Source organism: bacterium (assembly GCA_037147175.1).
GTDB lineage: Bacteria > Cyanobacteriota > Vampirovibrionia > Gastranaerophilales > UBA9971 > UBA9971.
Genome location: JBAWVS010000060.1, coordinates 1 through 12,623 on the forward strand (window position 1 = coordinate 1; position 12,623 = coordinate 12,623).

14 protein-coding genes are annotated in these 12,623 nt (G+C 35.7%); 1 reads left to right on the forward strand and 13 read right to left on the reverse strand.

The window, feature by feature from the left end:
- Positions 1-420: IS30 family transposase (locus tag WCG23_11675; protein ID MEI8390527.1), on the forward strand; the 420-nt coding region annotated here is incomplete at its 5' end.
- Between the two features lie 61 nt (positions 421-481).
- Here WCG23_11675 and WCG23_11680 read toward each other — a convergent pair.
- The 13 genes from WCG23_11680 to WCG23_11740 form a co-directional block, all read right to left on the reverse strand.
- Positions 482-1,963 (reverse strand): hypothetical protein, encoded by a 1,482-nt coding sequence (locus tag WCG23_11680; GenBank protein MEI8390528.1) that lies wholly within the window; start codon positions 1,961-1,963, stop codon positions 482-484.
- 27 nt (positions 1,964-1,990) lie between these two features.
- On the reverse strand, positions 1,991-4,081 hold the full coding sequence (locus WCG23_11685) for a TadE/TadG family type IV pilus assembly protein (GenBank protein MEI8390529.1): 2,091 nt from the start codon (positions 4,079-4,081) through the stop codon (positions 1,991-1,993).
- 116 nt (positions 4,082-4,197) lie between these two features.
- Positions 4,198-4,866: a dTMP kinase gene (gene tmk / locus WCG23_11690; GenBank protein ID MEI8390530.1), complete on the reverse strand. Its 669-nt coding sequence runs from the start codon at positions 4,864-4,866 to the stop codon at positions 4,198-4,200.
- Complete coding sequence (gene tmk / locus WCG23_11695) at positions 4,867-5,538, reverse strand: dTMP kinase (GenBank protein MEI8390531.1); 672 nt, start codon at positions 5,536-5,538, stop codon at positions 4,867-4,869.
- Between the two features lie 115 nt (positions 5,539-5,653).
- The gene (fabF, locus tag WCG23_11700; GenBank protein MEI8390532.1) at positions 5,654-6,910 is read right to left on the reverse strand and encodes a beta-ketoacyl-ACP synthase II; all 1,257 of its coding nucleotides are present in this window, start codon (positions 6,908-6,910) and stop codon (positions 5,654-5,656) included.
- Positions 6,911-6,948: 38 nt separating this feature from the next.
- The gene (locus WCG23_11705) at positions 6,949-7,185 is read right to left on the reverse strand and encodes an acyl carrier protein (GenBank protein ID MEI8390533.1); all 237 of its coding nucleotides are present in this window, start codon (positions 7,183-7,185) and stop codon (positions 6,949-6,951) included.
- 131 nt (positions 7,186-7,316) lie between these two features.
- Positions 7,317-8,057: a 3-oxoacyl-[acyl-carrier-protein] reductase gene (gene fabG, locus WCG23_11710; GenBank protein ID MEI8390534.1), complete on the reverse strand. Its 741-nt coding sequence runs from the start codon at positions 8,055-8,057 to the stop codon at positions 7,317-7,319.
- A 45-nt stretch (positions 8,058-8,102) separates the two neighbouring features.
- Entirely contained in the window at positions 8,103-9,044 is a 942-nt protein-coding gene (gene fabD, locus WCG23_11715) for an ACP S-malonyltransferase (protein ID MEI8390535.1), read from the reverse strand.
- On the reverse strand, positions 9,045-10,076 hold the full coding sequence (locus tag WCG23_11720; protein MEI8390536.1) for a beta-ketoacyl-ACP synthase III: 1,032 nt from the start codon (positions 10,074-10,076) through the stop codon (positions 9,045-9,047).
- A complete protein-coding gene (gene plsX, locus WCG23_11725; GenBank protein ID MEI8390537.1) occupies positions 10,070-11,083 on the reverse strand; it encodes a phosphate acyltransferase PlsX in 1,014 nt (337 codons plus the stop codon). Before plsX ends, WCG23_11720 begins: the two co-directional genes overlap by 7 nt.
- Positions 11,084-11,151: 68 nt before the next feature.
- Positions 11,152-11,334 (reverse strand): 50S ribosomal protein L32, encoded by a 183-nt coding sequence (gene rpmF / locus WCG23_11730; protein MEI8390538.1) that lies wholly within the window; start codon positions 11,332-11,334, stop codon positions 11,152-11,154.
- A gap of 26 nt (positions 11,335-11,360) precedes the next feature.
- Positions 11,361-11,843, reverse strand: a complete 483-nt coding sequence (locus tag WCG23_11735) for a DUF177 domain-containing protein (GenBank protein MEI8390539.1) — start codon at positions 11,841-11,843, stop codon at positions 11,361-11,363.
- A gap of 116 nt (positions 11,844-11,959) precedes the next feature.
- Positions 11,960-12,403, reverse strand: coding sequence for a tetratricopeptide repeat protein (locus tag WCG23_11740; GenBank protein MEI8390540.1), 444 nt, complete (start codon positions 12,401-12,403; stop codon positions 11,960-11,962).
- Between the last annotated feature and the right edge of the window lie 220 nt (positions 12,404-12,623).

Sequence of the window (12,623 nt, forward strand, 5' to 3'; positions counted from 1 at the left end):
ACACATAAACGTGTAAAACAGCAATGGGCAGCTACTCATAACAGAAAAAAGCTGGTTAACAAAAAAGCTCTTGAAACCAGCACAAAAATCATTTCTATATTAAAAAAATACCCTGAAAATTTACGAAAAACAATTACTTACGACAACGGAATTGAATTTTGTTATCACGAAGCTATAAACAAGGAGCTTAAAACCGAATCATATTTTTGTACGCCATATAGTGCCTGGCAAAAAGGGACTGTCGAAAATATCAACGGATTAATCAGAAGATTTTTTCCTAAAAAAACAGACTTTGACTTAATTTCGGATGCTGAATTGCAATATGTTGAAGATTGGATTAATAATAGACCTATGAAAGTCTTAAATTTTAAAACGCCTAATGAAAAATACCAAGAATTAACGGGTGTTGCGATTGCTTAGCGAATTCACCATTAACTAAAACTTTTTGTAAAAAGCAAAAACTTTTACAAATATATACAAACTAAAAATTTACATACATTTTAGGCGGGTTATCCAAACGTGTCGGATACCCGAGCCTGAGAGCAGTTGTGGGATTGTCAATAAGAATATCAGATATATTACCGCCTCCGCCTGCAGGAGTTATATATCCCCAGAACTTTAAAGCATCGTTATTGGTTCCACTTCCGTCAGATGAACCTGAAGGGTTAAGCCCGAGCGAGTTTTCAAACACATCCAATAAACCGTCTCCATCTGTATCAAGAGTAAAATCAGCTGAACTTATTAATTTTGAATGATGTTCGACTGCAATCGCATCAATGCTTACACCCGGAGCAATAGAAGAATTTTGTCCTGAAAAAAATGAAGGCGTTGACCCTATACTTGGCTCGTTTTGAGGATCTTTTAAAAGAAAACCGTCTTCTGCATTATCATCAATGATTTTAAGATACTTTGCACTTTTAATATTTATGTTATAACCGGAAGAACAAGTAGCACCAAGATCAAAATACCCGCTTCCGTAAAACTTTGCTTGGGTTTCTCCTGTATCAACAGTTCCATTACCGTTAAGATCAATCCATTGGTTGTAAGATCCCACTGTTCCATCTGTAGTTGTGCCAACAGGTGTGCCTGTACAGCTGATATTGACCCATTGAATTCCAGCCCCCGGTGAAGCAGCATCAACATAGGGATTTGCAGGGTCAACATCATTTCCGGCAAATACAAAATAACCGAAAATATTTCCTGCCGTAATAATTTGCAAGTCAAATCCTTTTCCGTCAACAAGCGTCGCAGGGAGTTTTATTGTAACATATCCTCCCGGTCCAAGAGATAAGGCATTTGCATCAGGGATACCGTAAACATTGCCAAAACCGGTATTAACGTTTGTAACAGCAGGCAGAGTATAACTTACGCTGTTTATTGTTTGAGTACTGGCAGCACCGCCTACAGGGTCTCTAATATCAGTATCCTTGTATAAAGAAACCCCATTAAGTATATTTCCGTTCTTTAAATAAACAGGAATATGCATTGCGGCAGCGGAAGCAGGTATTTTGATTGTCTTAATACCAAACATCTGTAAAAAATATGTTTTTACTACTGCTGTTGCATCAATTTTTATAGCTCTTGAGTATTTGCTCTGGTTTGTAGTTCCAAAAGTTACCGTAGGAGTTATATTTTGAGACATAAGAAGAAAAGAATTTGATTTAACAAAAGCATTAATATTGTTGTTTATACTACTGCCTGCATTTGTGGAAATATTAGCAATCGTGGGATATTTTATCGTGTTATCTGAGGGGTTTTCATAAGCTTCATAATCTGTTATTGAGGCTAGAGCGGCAGTTTCTATAAGTTTTTGAAACTCGTATCTGCAATTTAATATAATACCAAGATCAATTACCAGTGTACAAAGTGCAAATATTGCAATAAGGCTGTAACACAATATTATTATAGAAACACCTTTTCGTTTTTTTCTAAAATTATTAATTTTAAATTGTATTTTTTTCATTATTAAAAAACCTGCATAATTATTATCTTACCAGCCTAATGGCAGATGTGGAGTTCTTGTAACTTTGTTTGTTGCCACAAAATTATTATTCTCAAGATATGTCATTTCAGAAGATTTATCTAAGCATATATCGTTTCCGCAGATATGACCATTTATAAAGTTTACTTTCTGGTTTAGTGCGATTGTCGCGCTAGAATCCCATGTAGGATAATACCTGCATAAATCATTATATGTACCGCTTCCTGTATCACACTGCACATATAACTTGCCGCCGTTAGTTTTGAATTGAGAAAGAACGGAATCAGCAATTAAACTTTTTTTTGTTGCAACAGTTTTTCTTGTATCACAAAATGGACCGTAAAATAAAAATGGAGTTGAAATAGGCGGACCTACGTTATATCCCCCTGAAGTCTGGTTCACACCGGGAACCGGGTATGTATAATCACCTGTAGCTGCACTGCTAAATTGATTTATCAAACTCCCTGAAGAATCAAATGATCCCATAGATTGTTGATAACCATCTAAAATTCCATTTCCGTCTGCGTCAAAATAAGCAGGTTTATTATCCCACGCATCAGGGATTCCGTCACCATCTGTGTCCATATAAACATTCATTATATTTGAATTTCCTACACCGCTAGTCATTTTCCCTAGTCCATTAATAGTAAATTTCCATTGAAATGCCTTATATAATGGTCCATTTGTATCATTGATTTTAGCAGGGTCAACAGGTTCTGTTTCAGAGGCAAAGTAATAAGATATAATAGGCTGAAATATATTAATTATGTAATTACCGTCAAAATTACCGCTGGTGTCTCTTGATTGAACTGTGTAATGCTGTATCGAATTTATATGTGTTGAACCAAGATTATTAATATATTCATAATTTCCCCTCTTATTATAAGAAAAATTAAACCCGCTTGCTGGACTATAAACACCATCTCGTGTAAAACCTTTTAAAGCGAGTTCCTGTGCAGTATGAGAGCCAATTTGATCACTGTTGCATCTGGCTTGAGTGCCTGCAGCGTTATTCACCCCGTTCGCACCGCACCAACGATAACCAAAAGATTGCATGAATAAATCATGATCAGTTTGACTGTACATTACAGGGTATATTCTGTACAAATAAGGATAAGTTGTACCTGACCATTTTATAGGGCATTCATCAGAAGCCCAGTAATAGTTATTAGTAGAGCATTCATTTAATGTCCACCCTAACCCGCTAGCATTTATATCTACTGTTGAATTATATTTTGTGTAATAAACTTCTGTGTAGTCAAGTGCTGCCAGTATCCATACATAGGGAATTTTGGTTTCCAACCAGTTTCCACCGTTATAATATGGCGATCTTACTTGTATAGTTGCAGTTCTGAGGTTTATACGTTCATTCGCGGGCAATAAGTCCTGACCATACCAGTTATATAGTCGTGCATAAATAGGCTTACCGAAATCAGTGCTATTAGCAGCATAGTCAGCATTAGTAACATAACTAAGATCATCATTATCATACCAGCTTACCAAAAGAGCAGTATGCCACTTTAAATTTTCACTGACAGTTGGGGTTATAACATTAAATACAATATTTGTATTTAATGAGCTTGAAGGTGCAGAAAAAAACGAAGATAATTGCTGCGTAGTTAAGCCTGAATTGAAATTATTTACATGAACTATTGCAGAATTGATAATTTGCGATGTTTCAAGTGTTATAGTCGGAGCACCGGACGGCCCCGGAAGTAATGCAGCAAATGCAGACATTGCCAGTCTGTATGGATAAGAAGTCCTGACTGTAGAAATCCCGTTAGGATCTGTATATATATACACGTAAACGCTTGAAGGATTAGGAACAGCTCGTTTTCTAAGATAAGCAGTAATACTTGCCTGTAATTCGTTTTCTACATTAGCTCTTTTAGCTGCTGTTGTAGCACCTGTGATATTGTTAAATTTGCTGTTAGTTTGTGCTAAAGCATCTTTAGTCGCTTCTGACAGAGTATTTCTGACATTCAGTATATAACCAAATTCTGTAATCATTAGCAGCAGCATTATCAAAATTGGTGCAATTAAGGCAAATTCCACTAATGCCTGAGCTTTTTTATTATCAAACATATTATTAAAACGCATATATTAATCTTTTCCGAAAAAGTTCAAAATCCAATAACTCATTCTACATTATTATTCGAACAGTTGGCTTGAAAACTTTATATATAAGCAGATTAAATTTAACATATATTTATAATTTAACTTAAGACACCTGTTTTAAGCAGTTCGTTCAGTTTCATTTGTAATTTGTTTTGAATATGGTCAGCTTTAAGAGTTCCTTCAATAGTAACAAAATTAAATTCCTGTTCCATTTTGGTATATTCAGCAATAATTTTTCTTTGATAAAGCTTAAAACTTTCGTAAAAATCAGTACTTAGTCCTATATCACGTCCTGATTCATAATAATTTAAACCGCTTGAAGAAATAATTCTTTTGAGTAAAGCTTCTACAGGCATTTTTAAATAAAAAACCATATCGGGCTCGGGAGCATAATCATATAATTTTCTTGCCCATTCAGGACTTACTCCTCTTACTACATCTCTTGCATAAGCTGTGTAAGTGTATCTATCGGCAAGAACAACAAGTCCTGCTTTCAAAGCCGGTACAATTACCTGCTCAAGCCTGTCAGCAAAATCCGAAGCATAAAGCAAACTAAATGTGTAAGCGTTTAAAAGGTTTCTTTCTTTTGCATTATCAATAACATTAGCCATCAGCTTGGAAGTTTTCCACTGACTGACAACAACACCATAACTTTCTATAGCAAGCCATTCACGAAGTTTTTCAATCTGTGTAGACCTTCCTGCTCCGTCAGTTCCTTCTATTACAATTAAAAGACCGGGATAACCGTGTTTAGTTTGTGTTTCCATTTATACTTTTATTCCTTTTTCATCAAGTTTTTTTCTGACTATATCTCTTAACAAAATTTGTTGGCTGTGAATAGTATCAACAGCATTCATTTTGATAAGATTATATTCATCAACCATTTTGTCATATTCGCCAATAACCCGACCCTGAAAAATTTTATAACTTTCATAAGGGTCGTTGTGTAAATTCAAATCCATACCTGCTTCATAAAACTTTGGCGCTCTGTTTGTACAAATTCTTGAGAGCGAAATATCCACCGGTACATTAAAATAAAAAGCGAGATCAGGTTTTATGGCAAAACCATACATGTTTCTAACCCAGTTTCTGTCTACTCCTCTGGCAACATCTCTTGCAAAAGCCGTATAAACATACCTGTCAGCAAGCACAATAAATCCGGCTTTCAATGCAGGTACGATAATTTGTTCCAATCTGTCAGCAAAATCAACTGCATGAAGCAAGCTAAAAGTCCTGGGAGTTAATAAATTCTTTTTTTTGGCTTTTCTGGTGGTTTCAGATATTAATTTTGATGAATTCCACTCGGTAAATATAACCCCGTGAACTGTAGAATCCAGCCAGTCCCTCAATAATGATATTTGTGTACTTTTTCCTGAACCGTCAACACCCTCTACAACTATTAAAGTCCCCGGTAAATCATGATTATTGGATAAACGCATATATAAGATTTTCCCTTTAAAACGTCAACTCTTTTCTAAAATTATATAACATAAAAAAAAAGAGGCTGATTAAAATTTTCAACAGCCTCTTTTTTTATTAATTTATATTTATTTTTTATTGTTCAAATTTTTTGAAGATAATTGAAGCATTATGTCCGCCAAACCCGAATGAATTCGACATTACACCTTTTATATTGTCTACTTTTCTTGCATGATTTGGAACATAATCTAAATCACACTCATCATCTGGATTATCAAGGTTAATGGTAGGAGGAACAATTCCTGTTTCAATAACTTTTAAACAAGCTGCTGCTTCAATAGCGCCTGCTGCGCCTAAAGCATGCCCTGTCATACTTTTTGTGGAAGTGACCAGCAAACCGTTTTTAGCATAATCGCCAAAAACTCTTTTTACTGCGACAGTTTCCGCAATATCTCCAAGTGGTGTACTTGTGCCATGGGCATTAATATATTGAATTTCTTCAGGATTCATTCCGGCATCTCTAAGAGCGCATTGCATTGCTCTGCCTGCACCTTCACCGTCTGAACATGGCGCTACGATGTCGTTAGCATCAGCAGTTGCTCCATATCCTACAAATTCAGCATAAATTTTTGCGCCTCTGGCTAAAGCATGTTCAAGCTCTTCAAGAACAAAAACACCCGCGCCTTCAGACATAACAAACCCGTCTCTGTCTTTATCAAAAGGTCTGCTTGCTAGAGTAGGCTCGTCATTTCTTCTGGATAAAGTTCTTGCGCTGGAAAAACCTGCCATTGCAAGTGAAGTTAGCGGAGCTTCGCAGCCTCCGGCTATCATCATGTCTGCATCACCATAAACAATTGATCTGAACGCATCTCCCAAACAATGTGAAGCTGTAGCACAAGCTGTAACTATACATTTGTTCGGACCTTTTGCATTAAACATAATGGAAATTCTTCCTGCGGCAATATCAACAATCATCATCGGCACAGTAAAAGGGCTGCATTTTGACGGACCTTTTTCCATAATTGCCTGATGATTTTTTTCGATCGTTGCCATTCCACCAGAAGCACTGCCAATATATACACCTAATCTTGTTGGATCTTCTTTACTCATATCCAATCCGGAATCTTTCATAGCTTCGATAGCAGCTACTACACCGAGTTGAGTAAATCTGTCCATTTTTTTGGCTTCTTTTTTGTCCAGATAAAGTTCAGGATCAAAACCTGCACACTCACCGCCGATTTGAACTGGATGTTTTGACAAATCCACGATAGTTACAGGTTTAATCCCGCTGTTACCTTTTACAAGATTATCCCAGAATAAGTCTAGACCTACACCGAATGGACTTACTACGCCCATTCCTGTTATTACAACTCTTCTGGTTTTATTACTCATCATATTTTCCTTACTAATAAATACTTAAATTACTTAAATTACTCTTTATTTTTTTGGATAAAGCTTACAGCATCTTGAACTTTAATGATTTTTTCAGCTTCTTCATCAGGTATTTCAACACCGAATTCTTCTTCGAAAGCCATTACTAATTCAACTGTATCAAGTGAATCTGCGCCTAAATCGTTTGTAAAACTGGCTTCAGGTGTAACTTCAGATTCTTCTACGCTTAATTGATCAACTATTACTTTTTTTACTCTTTCAAAAGTATCGCTCATTTGGTTCTCCTTTTCAAATTGATTGGTTATCTACGTTAAACAAAAATTAAACTATTTTTGTATCTTTTTATATTTAAATTGAAATCATAATATTTTGTCTACAGCGAGCTAATTAATGTTACAGTTTGTAATTATATAACTAAACCGCCATCAACTCCAATTACCTGTCCTGTTATGTATAAATTCGGTTTGGAGAGGAATTTTACCAGATCAGCAATGTCTTCTGGTGTTCCTAGTCTCTTAAGAGGGATACGCTCAGCTATTTTATCTGTATCCAATTTTTCTGTCATAGGAGTTGCAATAAATCCCGGTGCTACTGCATTTGCTACAATGCCTCTGGAAGCCAATTCTTTTGCAATTGTTTTTGTAAAACCTATAACAGCAGCCTTTGTGGAAGCATAATTAGCCTGACCTGCATTACCGAAAACGCCTGTAATACTTGCCATGTTAACAATATTTCCGCTTCTTTGCTTCATCATTATTTTAGCAACAGGTCTTGTTACATAAAATACACTGTTCAGGTTTGTATTGATAACTCTTTCCCAGTCATCATCGGACATTCTTACCAGCAAACCGTCTCTTGTAATTCCTGCATTGTTCACAAGTACGTCAATCCTGCCAAATTCATCCATGATTTGGGCAATCATTTTTTCTACTTCTTCACTTTTTGTAACATCGCAGCCGATAGCTTTTGCTTTTCCGCCTGATGCTTCAATTTCTTTAACTACATTGGCAGCATCAGCTTCGCATGCCGGCACGGGATAATAGTTAATTATAACGGTGCAACCTTCTTTTGCCAGTTCTATAGCGCAAACTCTTCCAATTCCGCTTGATGCGCCTGTTATTAGTGCTATTCTTTTTTCTTCACTCATAAGTTTAGGATCCTCCCTAATTTTCCTTTAATCAGTGCTAATTATTTAAACACCAACCTCTATAACACACTCATTTACTAATTTTTCTAAGGATTCAACGTCAGAAACATTATAAACCTTTGCTGTTTTGCAAATTTTCTTTATCATTCCCGATAACACTTTACCCGGTCCTATTTCAATAAAAGTTTCCACGCCTTGTTCAGCCATAAAACTGATTGTCTGTTTCCAATAAACTGAAGAGTAAACCTGTTTAATCATTTTTGATGAAAATTCAGCTTTATCAACAGTTGCTTTCGCGTCAACATTGGTAACAATATTGATATTTGCGTCATTAACGTTAGTGTTATTGACAAATTTTTCGAATTTTTCGGCTATAGGCTTCATTAACGGCGAATGAAAACCGCCGCTTACAGGAAGAGGAATGACTCTTTTAGCGCCCATTTCTTTAGCAAGCTCATTAGCTTTCTCAACAGCTTTTGTTTCACCGCTTATAACCGTCTGATCCGGTGTATTGTAATTAGCCGCACAAACTATCCCTTCAGATGAAGCTTCTTTCAGTAATTGTTGTATTTTGTCATCATCCAACGAAAGAATTGCCGTCATGCTTCCTGACGGAGCTTCATTCATTAATTCTGCACGTTTCTGGACGAGCTTTATAATTTCTTTAAGGTTAATTACCCCACCTGCATAAAGAGCGGAATATTCTCCAAGACTATGACCCGCCAAATAATCAGGCACTAATTTGCTTTTTGCTTTTAATACTTCGTAAGCAGCTATTGAAACAGCCAGTATAGCAGGCTGAGAATTAATTGTTTGTCTTAAATCTTCTTCATTACCTTCAAAACAAAGCTTTGATAAACTGCTTCCGAGGATAAAATCAAACTCATCAAATACTTTTTTTGCAATGTCAAATTTTTCATATAAATCTTTTCCCATTCCAATATATTGAGAGCCCTGTCCGGGAAAAATAAAAGCCAATTTACTCATTTATTTAATTTCTCCAATGTGTTTTCTTTTGTCTTTCGCCCGCCATTTAACAACAGCAGTTCCCCATGTCAATCCTGCGCCAAAACCGCTCAATACTAATGTCGAAGGACAATCTATTTTATTCTCTTCAATAGCGTCTGTCAATGCGATTGCTATGGAAGCAGAAGAAGTGTTTCCGTATTTATGAAGATTTACATAAAATTTTTCCTGATTTTCGTCTAATTTATCTGCGATAGCTTGAATAATTCTTATGTTAGCCTGATGCAGTATATATTTATCAATGTCATTAACAGTTAAATCAGCTTTATTCAAAACATTCATAATTGATTTAGGAACGCAATTAACCGCGAATTTATAGATTTCACGACCATTCATGTTTACACACTGCAATTCAGGTGTGTTTTGTTCAACAAGCGGGCAATTAATTCCTGTTAAAGGGATTTTCAGTTCGCTTGCCTTTGTCCCGTCTGCTCCTATATCGACAGAAAGAATATCATTTTCTTCATCATCCGATCTCTTAAGCAGTAAAGCCCCTGCTCCATCGCCAAAAAGCACACAAGTTGTTCTGTCTTTCCAGTTTACAAATCTCGAATGAATATCAACGCCTACTAAAAGAATATTATTGTATTCTCCTGAGGCTATAAAGCTGTTTGCAATTTTTAAACCATAAACTAATCCGCTGCAAGCAGCTACAACATCAAATGCAGCAGCATTAACCGCTCCAATTGCTAATTGAACTTCGCATGCAGTAGACGGATATAAATTATCCGGCAAAGAAGTTGCGCATATAATCAGGTCTATATTCTTTGCATCCTCACCTGCGAAAGCAAGTGCTTCTTTTGCCGCTTTTGCCGCTAAAGAAGATGCTGTTTCGTTACCGCTTACAATTCGTCTTTCTTTAATTCCTGACCTTGTAAAAATCCATTCATCATTTGTATCTACAAGTTTTTCAAGATCATTATTTGTTATTATTTTTTCCGGCAGACATTTGCCCACACCGGCTATAGTTACCGGATATCTATTATTTAGCATAGTTTATTTGACTCGTTCAATCTGGATATTTTTCCGTTTACGTCTTTTTCCACAGACTCTTTAGCCACTTTTATAGCATTTTTTATAGCAATTGCTTTACTGCTTCCGTGCGAAATCACGCACGTTCCTTTAATTCCTAGCAACAAGGCTCCGCCGTATTCATTATAATCCGTTTTTTGTCTTAATTTCATAAGTGCAGGTTTTGCAATCCATGCTCCTATTTTGGCAAGCAATGATGAATAAAGCTGTTCTTTAAATTGGCTGATTATCATGGAGGCAACACCTTCGGTAACTTTCAGCGTTACATTGCCCACAAATCCGTCACATACGACAACATCACAAATGCCTGAAAACATTTCTCTTCCTTCAACGTTTCCGACAAAATTAATTGTGGAATTATCTCTTGAAGCAAAGAGTTTGTAGGTATCCTGCGCCAGAGTATTTCCTTTGCCTGACTCACCGCCTATATTTAAAATTCCCACTCTGGGGTTTTCTGCGCCAATAACTTTGGAAGAAAAAGCACTTCCCATAATAGCAAACTGGTATAAGTTTTCCGGTTCACATTCGCTGTTTGCGCCTGCATCAAGAAGTACAACAGGCTTATCTGTAGTAGGAAGTACAACCGCAATAGCAGGTCTGGATATACCTGGCAATCTGCCAAGCCCAAAAAGACTGGCTGCCATAGCCGCACCTGTACTACCCGCAGCAACAAGTGCCTGTGCATTGCCTTTTGCTACTTGGTCAACAGCAACAACTATAGAAGCATCTTTTTTTCTTCTAATAGCGCTGCCCGGGGCTTCACACATTTCAATAACTTCATCAGCCTTAACTACTTGAATATCAAGACCGGATACATCATATTTATTTAATTCAGCATTGATTTTATCAACCTGACCAACGAGTAAAACAGGAATATTATATTCCCTTGCCGCCAGTACAGAACCTTTAACAATTTCTAAAGGAGCAAAATCTCCACCCATTGCGTCTACTGCGATTTTAATCGACATTTTATTTTACTCTTTTTCCCTATAATACGATCTCTAATCTTTATTTTTTATAGCTAATAGATTTATAATTATTCTGCAAGCTTCGCGCTGACAAGTTTTCCGCCATAAAAACCGCAACTTGTACAAACTGTATGAGCTAAAGCAACTTCATTGCAATTTGAACATTTAACAGTTTCGGAAAGTGTTGCTTTCCAGTGTGATCTTCTGTGTCCTTGTGCGCATTTACCTGCTCTTTTCTTTGGAACTGCCATTTTATACCTACTTTCATTATGTTAAATTATTTATCTTCTTTATAGTTATTTTCTGAAAAAGATTTAAATACTTCAAGTCTTTCATCAATATATTTTTCAGAAATTATTTTTTGATACGATTCTGACCCTTTGCACGCGTCTTTGCAGATTTTTTTCTGAGGAATTTCAAGAATAATGGTTTGATACAAGAAATCAGTAATGTCTATTTCGTCTCTACCTTTTAATTCTTCGACAAATTGCCCTTTTGTTAACTCATATTCTTTGTGTTCTCCGGAAATTATGCTTTCAGTAACGTAATCTTCGTCCACATCAACATCTATATTATAGTCGTATTCAGCAAGACACCGATCACAAGCCAATTTTAAATCAGTTTTTACGTGTCCCTTTATATTAACTCCATAAGCAGTAACTGCAACATTAAGGATAGCATCAACAGCTGTATTATTTTCCAGTTCTTTGATTCTTTCCTGAAAAGTAATATCCAGAGCCTTATCTGGTAGGTTTAGCAATTCCTTAATATTAATTTTCAATTTCAGTCACTATCTTTATAAAATCTTTATGTGTATACGTTTTTATTCTATTAATAACAGATTTTTTGTCAATAAAAAAGAATTATAAAAAGACTCTAAGTCGATTCTTTTAATTGCAAAATCCTTTGTTTGGCATCAGAAAATTTTGATGCAGCAGGCACTCCCTTGAGAAACTTCTCATAAGCTTTTATTGCTTCATTACGTTTGTTCTGCTTTTCGAGAACTAATCCCAGGTTGTAATAAGCCTGATAGTAGTCAGGTCTTAAGCTGATGGCATACTGAACATATTTAAGCGCTTTTTCGTAATCGCCTGTTTCTTTATAAGCTATAGAAAGCCCCAAATATGCTTCAAAAAAAGTTTCATCATAACTTATTGCCTGATTATAATAATTTATGGCTTCAGTCATTCTTCCTGATGTCAGACAAGAATTTGCTTTAAAATAATAATAATTTGCATCCTGCGAATATGCGGATTTGGCAGCAAATATTATTACTGTAAAAATCAATCCTGCTAACAAATATTTTTTCATTTTTTGCATAAAAAAATTTCTCAATTTCCAGACTTTACATTTATTATTATACATCGTCCAAAAAATTAAGAAATTTTTGTTTTTAGTTAGTTGCTTCAGCTAAAACCTGATTGTTTTATGCTTTTAAATTTATAACGGTATCTCCGGTTTCAACAGGTTTCTCTTTTGGTTTAGTTTCTAGTGCATTGTTAATTTAATTTATTAGGATAAAGTTTTTTTAACTTAATTC